The organism is Plantactinospora endophytica, assembly GCF_016862915.1.
GTDB classification, from domain to species: domain Bacteria; phylum Actinomycetota; class Actinomycetes; order Mycobacteriales; family Micromonosporaceae; genus Plantactinospora; species Plantactinospora endophytica.
In genome coordinates, this window is record NZ_BONW01000005.1 from 74,631 (window position 1) to 91,111 (window position 16,481).

Genomic DNA, 16,481 nt, shown 5'->3' on the forward strand with positions numbered 1-16,481 from the left:
GGACCGGTGGGTCGACGTTGGTATATTGCTTGCCCAACGGGGCCCGGTCGGCCGGGTGACAGCCCCCGAGGTGTAACGGGGAGGCGGGATGACGCAGCCGGTACGGGTGAACGTGCCCGGATTGCGGACGTTGGGCGGGGAGATCGTCGGACACGGCGCCGAACTGAAACGCAACGTCACGGCGGTCGAGGGTCAACTGGTGCCACCGGGCGGACCCGGGGTCAACGGCTGGGCCACCCTCGACGCGACGGTCAAGGCTTCGGAGGGCTGGGAGTCCTATCTCAACGGGCTCGGTGGCCGGACGGAGGCGGCCGGACAGTCGCTGATCGACTCCGCCAACAACTACCAGGGCTCGGACCAGCGCGCCGGTCAGCGGCACGGCGGGATGCGGGTGGAATGAGTCGCCGGACACAATGCGTGCATCCGCCCGCCCGAGGCGGGGAGCCGTCATGGCGGGGATGACGTTCGAGATGGTGCTCAACGCCGACCCGGAGGCGTGGCGGAAGGCGGCGGCCGGCTGGGACAAGCTCGGCAGGTCGACCGACGAGCGGGCCGACGCGCTCGCCCTGTCGGCCCGGCGGCTGCCCGACGTGTGGGAGTCCGGCGCGGCGTCGCAGGCGGCGGGCGCGCACTGCGACGGGTTGCGCAAGGAACTCGACACCGCGTTCCCGCCGATCCTGCTGATCGCCCAGGCGCTCGCCCAGCACGGCACCGACGTCGCCGAACTGCGCGCCCGGGCCGAGGAACTGGTCGAGCAGGGCCGCGCCGCGCACGTCACCGTCAACCCGGACGGGTCGATGACGATGGACCCGGCGCACGCCAACGAGTGGACCGCACGGTCCATGTCCAGCCTGGTGTGGCAGCGGGACGCGCTGCTCAAGGAGGCCGCCGAGCTGGACGGCCGGACCGCGAAGACGATCGCGGAGAACACCGCGACCGCGTCCGGTACCCCGTCAGCCGCAGTGGACAAGTCCAGCGTGCCGGCCAAGGGCACCGATCCGGCCGACGTGAAGAAGTGGTGGGACTCGCTCTCCCCGGCCCAGCGCCGCTACGTGATGTCGGAGTACCCCGAGCTGATCGGGGCGCTGGACGGCGTACCGGTGGCCAATCGGGACATCGCCAACCGGATCGTGCTGGACCGGGAGCTTGACGGCTTGACCCAGCGCCGGGCCGATCTGGACGCCCGGGAGGCGCACATCCGGGCCATGGTCGAGCAGGGGCGCGGCGCGGAACTCTATCCGAACGCCGGCAACCCGGCCGGAGCCGCGTTGAGCGAACTCGAAAAGATCAAGGAAGAGCGGGAGCGGATCGACGGCAACCTGCGCGGGCTCAACAAGATCGACGATCGGCTGGAGGATCCGGGCAAGCCCCGGGCGTACCTGATCGGGCTCTCCACCGCCGACGACGGCCGGGCGATCGTCTCGGTCGGCAACCCGGACGCCGCCGACAACGTGCTGACGTACGTCCCCGGCACCGGCGCCGAGCTGTCCAAGGTGGGCGGCGACATCGACCGGGCCGACCGGATGGCCCTGGACGCCAAGCGGGTCGACCCGAGCCAGGAGACCGCCTCGCTGCTCTGGCTCGGCTACGACGCGCCGGACTCGATCGCCTGGAACGCACCGTTCGACGGCTCGGCCGAGGGCGGTGCGCCGGAACTCAACCAGTTCCAGAACGGCCTGCGGGCCACCCACGACGGCGAACCGTCCCGCAACGTCGTCCTCGGGCACAGCTACGGCTCGACGGTGATCGGGCACGCCGCCACGGGCGCCGGGATCAACGCCGACGCCGTGGTCTTCGTCGGCTCGCCCGGGGTGGACACCAACTCGGCGTCCGACCTGAAGGGTGTCCCCACCCAGGAGGTGTGGGCCACCCGGGCCGAACACGACGCCATCAAGCGGGTACCCGACTGGGACATCGCGCACGGCAACGACCCGACCCGGGAGGACTTCGGCGGCCGGGTCTTCACCAGCAATCCGGGCGACCCGGACAACGAGGGCGCGACCCACTCGGCGTACTGGGACGACGGGAACCTGGCCCGGGAGAACATCGCGTACATCGCGACCGGGCAGAACGGCAAGGTGACCTGATGGGCGCGTGGCGTCGGCGCACCGCGTTACTGGCGGCCTTCCTGGTCACCGGAGTGGCGACATCGGCATGTGGAGGAGACGACGACGTGCAGCCCACCGTCACCGCCGTACAGGCGGCCCAGCGGGTGGAGGAGATCCTCCGGGAGACCCATTCACAGCTTCCGCCGGGCGCCGAGCTGAAGCCGTTCGGCAACAGCGGCACGCTGCCCTGCGACGATCCGACCGACGGCGGTCCGGCCGGACGGGTCTTCGTCGAGCAGCAGTACGAGGTGGTCTTCCCGGGGAACTGGCCCGCCGACCAGGCGCTGCCGAAGCTGGCGGAGTACTGGCAGCAGCAGGATTACAAGATCGTCAACGATCTGCGGGACCGCAGCGACCCCCGGCTGAGCGTCGAGGACCCGGCCGACGGCTACCGGGTCAGCATCACCGTCTACAACCGCGCGCCGGGCTCGGTCGACATCTACCTGATCGGCAGCTCGCCCTGCGTCTGGCAGAACGGCACGCCGGACCCGCAGTGACCTCGGGATAGACCCGGAACACTCCAGTAACGACGGCTCCGGCCTTGACGGCGGGCGGCGGCCCTGCGCAGACTGTCGAGGTCGGTTCGAGGGGCGCTGCGACGGACCATGTCCGCCACGCTCGACCCGGCACCCTCATCGGGACAAGGGCGCCTCCAGGTGGAGGAGCCGTCGATGTCCGACCCCGTCGTGTTCCGCGCCCCGCAGGGCGTCGTCCGAGAGCTGGTCACGTACCCGATCAAGGGTTGCGCCGGGATGCCGCTCGCGCGCAGCCAGGTGACCCCGGCCGGCCTCGCCCACGACCGCAGTTTCATGGTGGTCGACCCGGCCGGGGTGTTCCGCAGCCAGCGCCGGGATCCCCGGCTGGCGCTGGTCCGCCCGATGGTCACCGCCGACGGCACCCGGCTGACGCTGCACGCGCCCGGCACCGATCCGCTGGACCTGGCGGTGGAGATCGACGCGGTACGCCGCGACGTGCTGCTGTTCGGCGCCCGATTCCGGGGCATCGACCAGGGCGAAGCGGTCGCCGGATGGCTGTCCCGGGTGCTCGGCACGCCCAGCAGGCTGGTGCGGGTGCCACCGGAGCACGACCGGGTCACCGACGGGGAGACGCCGGGCACCTCCGGTTACGCCGACAGTTGCGCGGTGCACCTGCTGTCGCTGTCCACACTGGACCTACTCAACGAGCGGCTCGTCGGGCGCGGTTCGGCGCCGGTGCCGATGGGCAGGTTCCGCCCGAACATCGTGGTGGCCGGGTGGGACGTCCCGCACACCGAGGACCGGGCCCGGCGGCTCCGGATCGGCGCCGTCGACCTCGGCTACGCCAAGCTCGCCGACCGCTGCGTGGTCACCACCGTCGACCAGCTCGCCGGGTCGAAGACCGGGCCCGAGCCGCTGCGTACCCTCGCCGACTACCGCCGGATCGACGGCAAGATCGCTTTTGGCGTCAAGTACGCGGTTGTCGCCGTGGGTGTGCTGGGTGTCGGGGACGAGGTGGCTGTCGGCCACTGGCAGGAGGCGCCCCGGACGGAGTTGGTCGGATCGATCATCCCGGCGGCGGTCGGCGGGGCGACGGCACGGGCTCGTGATCGCGGATGACAGGTACGGCGGATCCCGCGATCTCCGGGCCGGCCCGGTCGGGTAGTCCGCTGTCGCTCACCCGGTAGGAGGCGTCCGGAGTCCACATACAGGACGAATCGCCGTAGAGCTGATCGTCAGGGTGAAGGCCGGGTGACCGTGTGCCACCATGTAGAGCCTGACATCGTGAGCTGTCCCTGACCACCGCGCACCCGGATCGCCATCTCCCCCGGTTCCACCGTCGCTGAAGGACGACAATGGATCACATCCGAGGTCGAGCACGGCACACGCTCGCGCAGCACGCGTACTGGATGGTGCCGCTGGCGGTTCCGACGGTCGCCCTGACCATCGCCCTGCTCGCGCTCGGCGAATGGGGCGCGAATCTGGCACAGGTGATCGGGCTGCCGTTCGCGATCTACGCGGCGGCCAGTGCGATCTTCGCCCGGAGAGAACACGTGGCGTACCGGGCGCCGGTCAGTACCCGGCGGAAGATCGCAGTCGGAGCGCTCACGCTGCTGGTGGGCGCGGTGTTACCCGCGTTCGGCTGGTTGTGGTACGACCGGTACGCCGACGTGGACGTACGGTTCGGGTCGGCGTCCGTGCTCGGTGAAGGGGAGTCGGTCACCGTCAACCCGAAGCTCGCGAGATCGCAGTGGCGTGGCGAGCTGACCTTCACCCCCGCCCTCAGCACCGACAGCACCCCGGGCGACTGCGTTCTTCCTGCCCGACTGATGATCACGACAGTCGTCGACGGCCAGCGCATCGGGGTCACGGAGGCCCGGCACGGTGTCGAGACCGCGATCACGATCCCCGACGGTGTCGAGCAGGTGGAGTTGAACCTCCTCGTCAAAGGGCCACCCGACCAGGAGTGCGTCCTGACCGTGGCCCTCACCCACGCCGTCCTGCATCGTGTCCCGTGGTGATTGCTGGAGTAGAGGTAGAAATGGCGACCGTGAATCAGGTCAGGCGGTGGATCGGCATCCTCCTCGCCACTTCCGTCGTACTCGCGTCCGGCTGCGGTGAGGGCGAGGCCGAAGTCGATCCTGAGGAATACCTGTCCGGCATCGTGAGCATCGGCGTCAACATCGACCTTCCCGGTTGGAGCGAATACTCCAACGGTGTCTGGGACGGCTTCGACATCACGTTGGGCAACTGGCTCAGCCGCGAGATCGGCTTCGACCCGCAGTACGTCCCGCTCACCACCGACGAGCGCATGAGCCGGCTGACCGAGGCGAGTGAGATCAAGCTGGTCATCGCCAACTTCTCGATGACCGACGAGCGTCGCGAGGACATAGACTTCTCCGGGCCGTACCTCACCGACGCGCAAGGGGTCATGACCCTTGCGGGCAGCCCGGTCAGGACGCTCGACGACATCGAGAACAAGACGGTCTGCGTGACGCTCGGATCGACCGGGGAGACTCGCCTCCTGGCCGGTAAGAGGATCAATCCGTTGTCGGAGAACACGATCCAGCGCTGCGTCGATCGGGTCCGAGATGGCAGCGCGTACGCGTTCTCGACGGACCGGGTACTGCTTGACGGCATCGTCGCCCACGACCCTGGGCGGAGTCTCCGGGTCGTCCCCGACATCCGATTCGGACACGAACGGTACGGGATCGGTGTGCGGAACAACCGCCCGGGACTGTGCAACTTCCTCCGGGGAAAGCTTGCCAAGTTCATCGACGAGGAATGGGACGACACGTTCCGTAGCAAGCTTCCCGGCGTGTCGCCGAAGGACCGTAAACCGAACTCCCGGGACCTCACCCCGTGCGAGAAACCCTCGTAACGGCGACATTCGGTCCTCCCCGACCACCGAATGTCCGAAGGCGGCAGAGCTGCGGCAGCGAGCTCGCGGTCGCGCAGCCACGAGTCGGGGGAGACCACCTCCACCGCGAGCGCGGGCGCCTCGACCGGGTACGACGTCTGGTCGTGGTCGACGTCCGCGTCGGCGCGTACGACGATCAGGTCGGGCTCGGGGCGTTGTCGCGGACCGAGCACCACGGACATCCGAACACCGCTCTCCGTGGCTCACCGTCGACCGGGTAGCCAGGTCGGTGCGAGCGCTCGTGATGCTCGGGCGTACCTGCGCCAGGTCAGCAGCTACACCCGAGTGTGGGTGCCGGGCGCGGCCCGGCGGTCGACTGCGGCGGAAGGCGGACCGATTTCCGACGTTATTCCGGGTGGCATCGATACGACACCTGCGAATAACGTTGCCATGTGTCGCATTCGGGCAGCACACAGTGGCGGGCGTGCATCCGGGACGATCGGGCCGGAATTCGCGGCGCCGGCATCGTGCTCGGCGACCGGTACGTGCTGACCTGCGCGCACATCCTGCTCTCCGAGGCGCCGGGCGAGCGGGCCGGACGGCCGGACCAGGACTTCCAGGTGGAACTGGTCGGACGGGATCCCGCCGGCACGCCGGCCCGGAGTCGGGTGATCGCCGGCCGGGTGGTCGACGGCTGCTGGCGCCCGCCCCAGGACGACCGCCGGGCCGACCTGGCACTGCTCCGGCTCGCCGAGCCGCTGGCCGTAGGCACCGGCCCGATGCTGCGCCGGCTGCCGTCGAGCGCCCGCCGGGCCGTCCGGATGTTCGGCTTCCCGGCGATCGTGCCGACCGGGGTCTGGGCCCGGGCCCGGCTCGCCGGGGACGGCGGTCCGGGTGGTGAGTGGATCCAGCTCGACTCCGACCCGACCGGCCCGGCGGTCGAGCCCGGATTCAGCGGCACAGCGGTCTTCGACGAGGAGACCGACCAGGTGCTGGGGATCGTGGTCAGCTATCTCGCCGGCCGGGGCTCGGCGCTGTCCTGGATGATCCCGGTCGAGACGATCATCAGGTACCTGCCCCGGGTGCGGGAATGGGTCAGCGGCGACTCGGCGGTCGACGCCAGCTTCGCCGAGCCGACCGCCCCGGGAGCGACCGACGAGGCCGTCGTCCGGCAGCTCACCGACTTCCTCGCGCCCGGCGCCCCGCCGGACACCAGGATCATCGTCACCGCGCCGGGTTCGGCGGCGCACGCCGCCCTGCGCGACGTGGTGCTGCGGACCAGCCGGGAGTTCCGGCCCGGCGACGCCGATCGGGGCGGGCCGGTGCCGGCCGCCGCCGGAGAACCGCCGCCGGGCCGGATCGACCTGGCCCTCGACGTCTCCGGGCGGACCGCGCACGAGGTGAGCAGCCGGATCGTCAACTGGATGAACGTCGGCGCCGACCCGGAGAAGTCCCTGGCCGACAGCCTGGCCGGCGAACCGCCGGCGATGAACCTGGTGCTCGACGGTGCCGACCGGGCCGCCGATCCGCAGGCGCTGGCCGCCGAGGTGGTGCGGCCGATCGCGGAGCAGGTCGCCGGACACGAGCTCCGGCTGCTGCTGGTCTTCCACGACCAAGACGCGCCGAGCCTTCCGTACGTGGCGACCGAGCTGCTGGCGGCGCGGATCGCCGACGTCCGGGCCGCCGAACAGGCCGCCCGGGAACGGTACGCCTACGTCGCCGCCCGGGTCGCCCCGGCGCCCGTACCGTCGTTCCGGGAGCCGGCGCTGCGGCTGCGGTTGACCGCGTTGCGTGCCGCCGCCGCCCAGCCCGGCGAGACTCCGCTGCTGCCCCGGATCGAGTCCTGCCGACGCAGGGCCGACCTGGCGCTGGACGCCGCCAGGCAGGCGCGACGGGAACTGGATGCGCTGCTCGACGAACGCGACCGACTGCGGGACCGGCTCGACGGCTACCGCTCCGGCGTACCCGAGCGGCTGCGGGAGGATCCGGAGTTGACCACGCGGTACCGCGACGCCCACGAGGCGCTCTGGCGCGGGCCGGCCGAGCTGTCCGCCTGCGCCGCGTTGGTCGACCGGTACGGCGCGGCCATCCGGCGCCGGGCCGCCGAGCCGGACGACTCTGGCCCGCGCCCCCGACAGTCTGAGACACCGGGCGGGATGTCGGGCGGGGCGCGGTGACGAACAGGTGCAACCGGCCGGCCTGCGGCGGGATGGTGGACGAGACCGGCTTCTGCGACCGGTGCGGGCGACGGCCACTGCCCGGGCCGGCCGCCGAGCCGCCGCCCGTCGTACTCGGATCGACGGTGACCGGCGGCCAGTCGTGGCTGGTCGGCGGCCTGGTGCCGATGCCGGAACTCGAACTTCCCGACCCGGTCAGCCGGCTACGCGGCGACACGGAGGTGCCGGAGTCGGGCCGGTACTGCGGCCGGTGCCGCAACGAGGTCGGCCGTGGGTACGCCGGCCAGCCCGGACTGCCGGAGGGCTTCTGCGGCCAGTGCCGGACGCCGTACTCGTTCGTTCCGAAGCTGCGCCGGGGCGACCTGGTGGCCGACCAGTACGAGGTCGAGGGCTGCCTGGCCCGGGGCGGTCTCGGCTGGGTGTACCTGGCCCGGGACACCCACCTGGACGACAACCTGGTCGCGCTCAAGGGGCTGATCACCAACGACGAGGCCGCACTGCGGCTGGCGGTCGCCGAACGGCGCTTCCTCACCACCCTCGACCACCCCAACATCGTCCGGATCTTCAACGCGGTCAGCCACCGCGACCCGCAGAGCGGTGAGCAGACCGGCTACATCGTGATGGAATACCTCAACGGGCAGTCGTTGCAGGACGTCCAGGAGGCCCTGCTGGCCCGGAGCGCCGGACCGCTGCCGATCGAGCACGTGCTCGCGTACGGGCACGAGATCCTCGCGGCGCTGGAGTACCTGCACGGCCGGGGCCTGCTCTACTGCGACATGAAGCCGGCGAACGTGATCCGTTGTCCGGACCGGATCAAGGTGATCGACATCGGCGGCGTACGCCAACTCGACGACAGCACCAGCCCGGCGGTCGGCACGGACTTCTTCCAGGTTCCGCCCGAGGAGATCCGTCGGCACGGACTGACCGTCCGGTCGGACATCCACACCGTCGGCCGGACGCTTCAGGTGCTCTTCGAGGTCAGCGAGGAGGGACGCCGGGACAGGCCGGCGGGAAGCGACGCGGACCGGATCGCGTTCGGGGTGAAGTCGTTCGAGCGGCTGGTCGACCGGGCGGTCGCCGGGCACGATCACCGGTTCGCCACCGCAGCGGAGATGTCCCAGCAGCTCAAAGGGGTGCTCCGGGAACTGCTGTCGCTGCGTACCGGCCGGCCCCACCCGGTCCGGTCGGCGGTCTTCGCCCCGACCCCGGTACTGCTGGACAACGGGCTCGGTGCCGTACCCGGGCTGGACCTCTGGATCCGGGGCGAGACCGACCAACTCGACGTCGCGCCGCCCGCCCCGTCCCGGGCGGCCGGTGGCCTGCCGCCGCCGATCGTTGACCCGGACGACGACGCGGCGGACCTGCTGGCGACCGCCGGTGCGGCGGACCCACGCGGACTGATCGAGAAGTTGGCCAACTCCGGCCGGCGTTCGGCGGAAATCCAGTTCGCACTCTGCCGGGCGTACCTGGAAGCCGGCGATCCGGGCAGTGCGGCCCGGTCCCTGGACGCGGCGGCGGCCGACCTCGGTGCCCGGGCCCGGCACGACTGGCGGATCCGGTGGCACCGGGGGCTGCTCGGGCTGGCCCGCGACGACGTGGCGACGGCCGAGGTCGAGTTCGACGCCGTCTACTCCGACTGTCCGGGCGAGATCGCCCCGAAGCTCGCCCTCGGCTACTGTGCCGAGCACCTGGCCGGGTACGACCGGGCAGGGCTCTGTTACCAGGCGATCTGGCGGCGGGACCGGAGCGAGGGCAGCGCGGCGTTCGGGCTGGCCCGGCTGCGGCTGCGCGACGGCGACCGGGCCGGGGCGGTGCGGATCCTGGACGAGGTGCCGAGGGAGACCCTGCACTACGAGCGGGCCCGGGTGGCGGCGGTCCGAATCCTCTGCGGCCGGCTGCCGGTCGGCGGGCCGGCCCCGGCCGACGTCGACGAGGCGGTCCGGCGGCTGTCCGCGCTGCACCTGGACGGCGGCAACGAGACCGGGGAGGCCAGGGAGCGGATGACCGCACTGGTCCAGGCGGCGGCGCTGGGCCTGCTCCGCGACGGCACCGTGCCCGGATCGGCTTCGCTTCGCGCGGGCGCCGCCGTGCCCGGATCGGCTCCGCTTGGCGCAGGCGCCGCCGTGCCCGGGGCAGCCCCGTCGCGCGGTGGTGCCGTGGCGGGCGGGGCGAAACCGCCGCACGCGGAGGGCGCAGTGGGTGGGCTCGGCGACGGCGAAGTGCTCGGCCCGGAGTTGACCGAACACCACCTGCGGCTGCGGCTGGAACGGTCGATGCGGGTACTCGCCCGCCAGGCCCGGACGGCGGGCGACCACGGCGCGCTGGTGGACCTCGCGAACGCGGTACGACCAAGGACCCGATGGTGAGGCTCCGAGGACCAGGTGCTCCGGGGATCCGATGGTGCGGCTCCGAGGACCCGATGCTCCGGGGATCCGATGGTGAGGCTCCGAGAACCCGGTTCTCCGGGATCCGATGGTGCGGTTTCGACGAGGCGACGGTGACGGGCCGAGAGGAGGCGACGGCATGATGCCAGGGCCTGGCGGGGGCGGACCGCCACACGCCTTCGGGCTGGAGGTCGTGCAGAACCGGTACCGGTCCACCTCGGACACCGGGATGGCGGTCGTGCTCAGGGTGACGGCACGCTCCGCCGCCGCTGCGGTGGCGACACCGGCACCGACCTCGGCGGCGGTGGTGGTACTCGTCGACTGCTCCAGTTCGATGGGCTATCCACCGGCGAAGATGACGGCGGCGAAGCAGGCCACCCGGGCCGCGATCGACAGCATCCGGGACGGCAGCAGCTTCGCCATCGTCGCCGGCACCGACACCACCCGGATGGTGTACCCGGAGCGGGCGACGATGGCCGTCGCCGGGGACAGCGCCCGGGCGGCGGCGAAGCAGGCCACCGGACACCTCTACGACGGCGGTGGCACGGCGATGGGCGGCTGGCTGCGGTTGGCGGACCAGCTCCTGGCGCCGTACCCGCAGTCGGTGCGGCACGTCGTCCTGCTGACCGACGGGCGCAACGAGCACGAGACGCCGGAGTACCTGGAGGAGGTGTTGACCTCCTGCGCCGGCAACTTCGTCTGTGACGCCCGGGGCATCGGCGAGGACTGGGATCACCGGCAACTGCTCCGGATCACCTCCGTGCTGCGCGGCACGGCCGAGGCGATCGGGCACGTCGACGACCTCGCGGCCGACTTTCGGTCCATCATGGACAGAGCGATGGGCAAGCGCGTACCCGACCTGCGGATCCGGCTCACCACTGCACCCGGCGTACGGCTGCGCTCGTTGCGGCAGGAGACACCGACGCTCGCCGACCTGACCGAGCACGCGACCGTGCTGGACGAGCGGACCAGCGAGTTCTACACCGGCTCCTGGACGGGCGAGGAGAGCCGGGACTTCCTGGTGGACCTGGCGATCGGCCACCGGTACGACGGTGACCGCCCGCCGCTGGACGAGGATCTCCGGGCGGCCCGGGTCGACCTGCTCACGGCGGGCGAGCGGTGCGCCGACCCGAAGCCGATCCTGCTGCGCTGGACGGACGACCCGGTCGCGCCGACCCGGATCGAGCCGCTGGTCGCCCGGCACCTGGGGCAGGAGGAGTTGGGCGAGGCGGTGGCGGCCGGCTGCGACGCCCTGGAAGCCGGCGACCGGGAGGCTGCGGAGACACAGTTCGGGCTCGCCGTCGGGCTGGCGGAGCGGCTCGGCGACACCGAGATCCTGCACCGGCTGGCCGGCCTGGTGCACATCACCGGCGACTCCGACCACCCGGTCCGGCTCAGGGACGACTGGACCCGCAGCGCCCTGCTCCGGGCCGCGATGAGTTCGGTGATGGCCGGCTCGGGGGCACAGTGGGACGCCCGACAGCCACGGCCGGAGCCGCCGAAGCGGACCGGGCCGGACCAGGTCTGCCCGTGCGGACGCATCTCACCGCCGACCGCGTTGGCCTGCGAGTCGTGCCAACGCCCGTTCGACGGCACGGGATCCGGCGACGGCACGGGATCCGGCGACGGCACGGGATCCGGCAACGGCACGGCATCCGGCAACGGCACGGGATCTGGCGAGGGGGCGGCGTGACGGCGCCGGTGGCCGGCGACGGGACGGGACGACCGAGCACGACCCGGCGTACGCTGCTGCGCCTGCTCGGCTGTCTGCTCGGCGCGACGGTGCTGGTGCTGGCCAGCTCGCTCGCCGTCGTCTGGGGTACCCACCGCACCGCCGAGACGGTACGCACCCGGAGCCTGCCCTCGGTGATGGAGTTGTCGGCGGTCCGTACCGCCCTGGTCCGGGCCGACACGGCGGCGATCGACAGCTTCCGGACCGGGCAGGCGAGACTGGCCGGGCCCGGCGAGGAATACCAGAACCAGATCGCCGCCGCCAGCCAGAGCCTGGCCCAGGCGGCCGAGGACATCGGCTCCGCGGCCGACACCAGCAGCCGGCAGCTCCAGGTCGTCGAAGGGCTGCTGGTCCGGTACAACGACCTGGTCGGCCAGGCGTACGCGCACTACGGGAAGGACGGCCGGGACGGCCTCTCCACCGCCTACCTGTGGTACGCCTCCCGCCTGCTGCACTCCGCGGACGGCATCCTGGCCCAACTCGACAGCCTCATCGCGGCGGAGACCGCCGCCCTGGAGACGCGACTCTCGTCGGGATGGCTGAGCCCGGCCGCGACCCTGGTGTGGGTGCTGCCGGTGCTGCTCCTGCTGCTCCTGCTGGTCGGCACACAGGTCTTCCTGCGTCGGCGGTTCCGGCGGGCGGTCAACTGGGGGCTCGCCACCGCGACCGCACTGCTCGCCGTACTCGCCGCCGGCACGTCGTTCGCGCTGGTCTCGAAGGCGCAACTGGCCGACGCCGAGGAGGAACTGTCGCAGGTACGCCGGCTGTCGGGGGAGCAGTTCAGCGCTGCCGACCGGGAGGGCATGAGCGCACTGGACGGCCTCGTCACCGAGTTCTGCCCGCCGGATCGAGGATGCGACATCACCAGCGAGATCTTCCGTACCGGTCTCGGCTCGGCTGCCCCGTCGTCCCCGGCCCCGGCCCCGACGCCGGCGTCGGACCGAGCCGTGCTGGAGGGCGCGCAGGAGGTCACCGGGCAGGCGGCGGCAGCCACCAGCGCGACGTCCGGTGCCTTCGTCGTACTGCTGCTGGCGTCGCCGATCGTGTTGCTCGTCTGGTGGGGGCTGCGCCCGCGCATCGAGGAATACCGGTACCGGTCGAGATGAGGCAGCCGACGCGACGCACAATCGCCCACCTGCTCGTGCTGCCGGTGCTGGTCACGGCAGTCGGCCTCGGCGGCTGCCTCGGTCAACCCGACGAGCGGACGGTGACGGTGCTGGCCTCCTGGACCGGCGCAGAGGAGGAAAGCTTCCGCAGGGTGCTGGACCGGTTCGAGGACGAGTACGGCATCGAGGTCGACTACCAGGGCAGCCGCGCCGTACGCCAGATCCTCCTCGCCGAGGTGCAGAAGGGCACCCCGCCGGACGTCGCGGTGCTGCCGACCCTGAGCGAGATGGCGGCCTACCACCGCCGGGACGTGCTGCGACCGCTCGGCGGCGAACCCGAGTCGTCGATGAGCCGGCAGTGGCGCGAGTGGGCGCAACTGGACGACGGCGGCGAGCTGGACGTGGTACCGATCAAGGCCGACCTGAAGAGCCTCGTCTGGTACGTGCCCGGTCGGGTGCCGTTCGGTCCGGCGGACGAGCCGCAGAGCTGGGAGGCGCTGGTCGAGACCAGTCGGGCACTGGCGTCGACGGGCGCGACACCCTGGTGCCTGGGGATGAGCGCGACGCCGGGCTCCGGCTGGCCGGGTACGGACTGGATCGAGGACATCCTGCTGCACCGCTCCGGGCGGGCCGCGTACGACAGATGGTCCTCCGGTGGGCTCGCCTGGACGTCCCCGGAGATGACGGCGGCCTGGACGGCCTGGGGCGACCTGGTCAACGCTTCGGGGATGGTCCGGGGTGGTGCCGCCGCCGCGCTGCTGACCGAGTTCACCGACGCCGGCCGGCCGATGTTCACCGACCAGCCCGGCTGCCGCTTCGAACACCAGGCGTCGTTCGTGGTCGGCATCCGGGACGGTTATCCGGACGACGACCGGGGCGCCGCCGTCCGGGCGGCGGACGTGGCCCGCGCCGACTACTTTCCCTTCCCGACCTTCGGCGGTCCCGAGGCGGACGGCGCCAGCCGGCAGGGTTCGGTGGTGTCGGCCGACTTCGCCGGGCTGTTCACCGACAAGACGGCGGCGAAGGACCTGATCAGGTTCCTGGCCACGGACGAGGCGCAGGCGATCTGGCAGGGCAGCAGTGCCGGCACCTTTTTCTCGGTCAACCGGGAGGTCGGTCCGGACAGGCCCACCGCGCCGGCTGGTGACGACAGGCGGGCCGAGGTGAAATGGGAGATCGCCGAGACGCTGACGGCGGGTACGAGCCCACTGTGTCTGGACGCCTCGGACGTGATGCCGACCGCGATGGCGAACGCGTTCCAGCACGCGGTGCTGGAGTACTTGCAGTACCCGGACCGGCTCGACGCGCTGCTCGGCACCCTCGAACGGCTCCGCGCCTCCATCGGAGCGGAGGAGTGGCTACCCAGGGGCACGTGCAGCGAATCAGGTCAGTGAGGGAACCTGGCCGAACGGTGCCGTCTTCGTCTGGTCGGTGTCGAGTTCGTCGGGTCGGACTCGGGCCGCATCACATGTATTCTGCGGCTGTTTGCTCGACCTGTCGAATGAAGAGTTCAAGTTGCGGGTCGTCAAGATTCTCGTCTTGCAGCAGTGTTCCGAGAATCGCGATCTGGACAGAGAAGGCGACATCCGGCGCTATGTCATCTACGAGGTGGGTCTCCCCGAGTACCGCACGGATCATGCCCTCCATCGCAAGAGCGGGAAGGTCGGACCCGTCCTGGTAGCGCGACCGCGTCTCCCGCACGAACTCGGCGACATACTGTAGATCCTTCCCCCGGAAGCGTCGATCGACGGCGAGTGCGAAGGCTGCGCCGATGACCTGTGACCCGCCGGACCAGCCGACCTGGTCCAGTTGCTCCAGCAGAGAGTCGGCCCGTTCCCAGTCACGTCGGGCCATCGCCCGGATCAGGTCGCTCAGTTCTCTTCTCGTGTCCACGTGCCCGGAACCTCGCTATTCCTTTGCGTATCAGCTGGCTTGATCTATACATGGTGACGCTGACTATCACACCGATGGCGACGAGATGGCCTGCTGCCTCCGGGGCGTCAATCTTCTGTTGTGCGGGCGAAGAGGACGGCGGCGGCTTGGCTGTGCTCGTACACTGGGTACCTGGCGGTTTGAGAGGGCCCTTGAGGATCTTTATCGTCGTCTGAGCTACTTCGGTCGCACTCTTGCCCGCATCCTGCAGGCTCTCGACGTTCCGGCTCATCCTCCTCATGAATGCGCCGACGCCTGGGGCGCTGTCCGAGCGCTGCTCGCTCTCCCCGAGGACGCGTTCGCCCGACGGCATGGCGCCGTCGACTACGTCATGATCGGGGATCGAACCAGGAGCGATGGTGTCGAGGTAATCCTCGAAGTGTTTCCGCGCCTTGTCCAGCAGGCGGGCGATCCTGGCTGATTTCTCACCGGCCGTCTGGATGTCGGTGATTGCTTCCTCAAGCTGCGTGCGCTCGGTGCCCTGCGCTGCCTCGTGATAGTGCCGCTGGCTCTGTTCGGCGTGAGCGTTTGCGCGCATGGCAGTGACCGCAGAGGCGGCAAGGCGCTTCCGTAGGTCGAGGAGCTGGGCTACAACGTCAGCCATGCCTCCGGTCATCCGAGGGCGTGGAGATAGGTATCGGCGTGTTCGACGGCGGCGTCAACCCGCCGGATTGTCAGCTCGACCTCACGATCGAGACCGGCAAGGATCGCCAGCCCGGCCTTCGCATCGTCGTTCGCGCTGTCGTGAACCGTCAGCCTGGCGAGCCGCTCCGCAGCGGCTGCTTCGCCGGCTACCCGCTCCAGGACTTGCTTGGTTTGTCGTGCCGCATGATTGCCCTCGCGGATGGTGCGTTTGACTGCGCCGATGTTCACCGCGTTGTCCCTGTTTCAGCCCAGCACGCTGGTGTATTCGCGGGCGGCGGCGGCGCTGCCTTGGATCATCGTCGCCGCCTCGATCAGGCGCTGCTTTGTCTGCTCGGCGCGGTGGATGGCTTCGGCGATCTTGGGATGGCCGGTACCGGCGGCGACGGCCCTGAGTCGGGTGAGGACCTGTTCGGTGTTCTCGATCGCTGACCGAATCTGGTTGAGGGTGTTGTTTCCCTGGTCGGCGGCCTGGACGAGCGCGGCTTTGACTTCCTCGATGCTGGCCATGCGATCCTCCCCGAGTGCCGGCTGCGGCGGGACGGTCGGAGGTTGAGCATCCCGGGCGGCCAAGCACCCGGCCGTCACGCTCGCGTGGTCGAGCGAACACTATCCGAGACGGGCGGGCGACGCAGCCCCGCCGATCGCTATCGGTCCTAGCTGGCCTGACCGTTACTTCGCCTCGGTCACGAAGACGCCCTTGCCCTGGTGGCCGTAGACCAACCCCTCGGACTTCAGCAGGACGATCGCCATGTGTACGGCGTTGTTGCCGACGCCGTAGCTGGCTTGCAGTTGGGCCGTGGACGGCAGTTTGTCGCCTGGACCGAGCGCTCCGGACTTGATCTGTTCGCGCAGGTCGTCGGCGACACGCTGGTAGTTCGGCGTGACCATGAGTTGTTTCTTCCTGGGCGGCGGTTCTCGAATCCGTCTGACGCGCGCCGCACCGGCCCAGTAGGCGATCGAGCAAGCAGGGTGGCACCGGGTGGTGGCGTGGCTGCGGCAGAGCGCGTGCCGCAGACCGGAGCTATGCCCAGTAGTCCGGTGCCGTCATGATGTGAGCCGAC

The 16,481-nt window shown here is 70.8% G+C and carries 16 protein-coding genes and 1 riboswitch; of the genes, 11 read left to right on the plus strand and 5 right to left on the minus strand.

What is annotated here, in order from left to right:
* The first annotated feature begins 88 nt into the window (after positions 1-88).
* From Pen02_RS07720 to Pen02_RS07775, 11 genes are all read left to right on the plus strand, one after another.
* Positions 89-400 carry a hypothetical protein gene (locus Pen02_RS07720; protein ID WP_203865246.1) on the plus strand — a complete coding sequence of 104 codons (312 nt, stop codon included), beginning with the start codon at positions 89-91 and terminating at the stop codon, positions 398-400.
* Between the two features lie 49 nt (positions 401-449).
* Positions 450-2,087, plus strand: a complete 1,638-nt coding sequence (locus Pen02_RS07725; protein WP_203865247.1) for an alpha/beta hydrolase — start codon at positions 450-452, stop codon at positions 2,085-2,087.
* Positions 2,087-2,605, plus strand: a complete 519-nt coding sequence (locus Pen02_RS07730; protein WP_203865248.1) for a hypothetical protein — start codon at positions 2,087-2,089, stop codon at positions 2,603-2,605. Before Pen02_RS07725 ends, Pen02_RS07730 begins: the two co-directional genes overlap by 1 nt.
* Positions 2,606-2,687: 82 nt before the next feature.
* A riboswitch (S-adenosyl-L-homocysteine riboswitch) is annotated at positions 2,688-2,767 on the plus strand.
* Between the two features lie 12 nt (positions 2,768-2,779).
* Entirely contained in the window at positions 2,780-3,703 is a 924-nt protein-coding gene (locus Pen02_RS07735) for an MOSC domain-containing protein (RefSeq protein WP_203865249.1), read from the plus strand.
* 236 nt (positions 3,704-3,939) lie between these two features.
* Positions 3,940-4,605 (plus strand): hypothetical protein, encoded by a 666-nt coding sequence (locus tag Pen02_RS07740; RefSeq protein ID WP_203865250.1) that lies wholly within the window; start codon positions 3,940-3,942, stop codon positions 4,603-4,605.
* The gene (locus Pen02_RS07745) at positions 4,602-5,465 is read left to right on the plus strand and encodes a transporter substrate-binding domain-containing protein (RefSeq protein WP_203865251.1); all 864 of its coding nucleotides are present in this window, start codon (positions 4,602-4,604) and stop codon (positions 5,463-5,465) included. Before Pen02_RS07740 ends, Pen02_RS07745 begins: the two co-directional genes overlap by 4 nt.
* Before the next feature lie 431 nt (positions 5,466-5,896).
* On the plus strand, positions 5,897-7,621 hold the full coding sequence (locus Pen02_RS07755; RefSeq protein WP_203865252.1) for a S1 family peptidase: 1,725 nt from the start codon (positions 5,897-5,899) through the stop codon (positions 7,619-7,621).
* Positions 7,618-9,987 (plus strand): serine/threonine-protein kinase, encoded by a 2,370-nt coding sequence (locus Pen02_RS07760; RefSeq protein ID WP_203865253.1) that lies wholly within the window; start codon positions 7,618-7,620, stop codon positions 9,985-9,987. Before Pen02_RS07755 ends, Pen02_RS07760 begins: the two co-directional genes overlap by 4 nt.
* A 157-nt stretch (positions 9,988-10,144) precedes the next feature.
* The gene (locus Pen02_RS07765; protein ID WP_203865254.1) at positions 10,145-11,698 is read left to right on the plus strand and encodes a vWA domain-containing protein; all 1,554 of its coding nucleotides are present in this window, start codon (positions 10,145-10,147) and stop codon (positions 11,696-11,698) included.
* The gene (locus tag Pen02_RS07770; RefSeq protein WP_203865255.1) at positions 11,695-12,843 is read left to right on the plus strand and encodes a GlnX family signal transduction membrane protein; all 1,149 of its coding nucleotides are present in this window, start codon (positions 11,695-11,697) and stop codon (positions 12,841-12,843) included. The genes Pen02_RS07765 and Pen02_RS07770 overlap by 4 nt, the downstream gene beginning before the upstream one ends.
* The gene (locus Pen02_RS07775; RefSeq protein ID WP_203865256.1) at positions 12,840-14,237 is read left to right on the plus strand and encodes an ABC transporter substrate-binding protein; all 1,398 of its coding nucleotides are present in this window, start codon (positions 12,840-12,842) and stop codon (positions 14,235-14,237) included. Before Pen02_RS07770 ends, Pen02_RS07775 begins: the two co-directional genes overlap by 4 nt.
* Positions 14,238-14,307: 70 nt before the next feature.
* Here the strand turns inward: Pen02_RS07775 and Pen02_RS07780 are convergent, their stop codons facing one another.
* From Pen02_RS07780 to Pen02_RS07800, 5 genes are all read right to left on the minus strand, one after another.
* Positions 14,308-14,736: a hypothetical protein gene (locus Pen02_RS07780; RefSeq protein ID WP_239140220.1), complete on the minus strand. Its 429-nt coding sequence runs from the start codon at positions 14,734-14,736 to the stop codon at positions 14,308-14,310.
* Positions 14,684-15,379: a hypothetical protein gene (locus Pen02_RS07785; RefSeq protein ID WP_203865257.1), complete on the minus strand. Its 696-nt coding sequence runs from the start codon at positions 15,377-15,379 to the stop codon at positions 14,684-14,686. Before Pen02_RS07785 ends, Pen02_RS07780 begins: the two co-directional genes overlap by 53 nt.
* An 8-nt stretch (positions 15,380-15,387) precedes the next feature.
* Positions 15,388-15,648 (minus strand): hypothetical protein, encoded by a 261-nt coding sequence (locus tag Pen02_RS07790; protein ID WP_203865258.1) that lies wholly within the window; start codon positions 15,646-15,648, stop codon positions 15,388-15,390.
* Between the two features lie 15 nt (positions 15,649-15,663).
* A complete protein-coding gene (locus Pen02_RS07795) occupies positions 15,664-15,927 on the minus strand; it encodes a hypothetical protein (RefSeq protein ID WP_203865259.1) in 264 nt (87 codons plus the stop codon).
* Positions 15,928-16,089: 162 nt separating this feature from the next.
* On the minus strand, positions 16,090-16,308 hold the full coding sequence (locus tag Pen02_RS07800) for a winged helix-turn-helix domain-containing protein (protein WP_203865260.1): 219 nt from the start codon (positions 16,306-16,308) through the stop codon (positions 16,090-16,092).
* Positions 16,309-16,481 lie beyond the last annotated feature (173 nt).

Excerpts from the sequence above, each read along its gene's own strand:
- Pen02_RS07735 (WP_203865249.1), top strand. The coding sequence starts at position 2,780 with ATGTCCGACCCCGTCGTGTTCCGCGCCCCGCAGGGCGTCGTCCGAGAG.
- Pen02_RS07800 (WP_203865260.1), bottom strand. The coding sequence starts at position 16,308 with ATGGTCACGCCGAACTACCAGCGTGTCGCCGACGACCTGCGCGAACAG.
- Pen02_RS07775 (WP_203865256.1), top strand. The coding sequence starts at position 12,840 with ATGAGGCAGCCGACGCGACGCACAATCGCCCACCTGCTCGTGCTGCCG.
- Pen02_RS07730 (WP_203865248.1), top strand. The coding sequence starts at position 2,087 with ATGGGCGCGTGGCGTCGGCGCACCGCGTTACTGGCGGCCTTCCTGGTC.
- Pen02_RS07740 (WP_203865250.1), top strand. The coding sequence starts at position 3,940 with ATGGATCACATCCGAGGTCGAGCACGGCACACGCTCGCGCAGCACGCG.
- Pen02_RS07785 (WP_203865257.1), bottom strand. The coding sequence starts at position 15,379 with ATGGCTGACGTTGTAGCCCAGCTCCTCGACCTACGGAAGCGCCTTGCC.
- Pen02_RS07720 (WP_203865246.1), top strand. The coding sequence starts at position 89 with ATGACGCAGCCGGTACGGGTGAACGTGCCCGGATTGCGGACGTTGGGC.
- Pen02_RS07765 (WP_203865254.1), top strand. The coding sequence starts at position 10,145 with ATGATGCCAGGGCCTGGCGGGGGCGGACCGCCACACGCCTTCGGGCTG.
- Pen02_RS07725 (WP_203865247.1), top strand. The coding sequence starts at position 450 with ATGGCGGGGATGACGTTCGAGATGGTGCTCAACGCCGACCCGGAGGCG.
- Pen02_RS07795 (WP_203865259.1), bottom strand. The coding sequence starts at position 15,927 with ATGGCCAGCATCGAGGAAGTCAAAGCCGCGCTCGTCCAGGCCGCCGAC.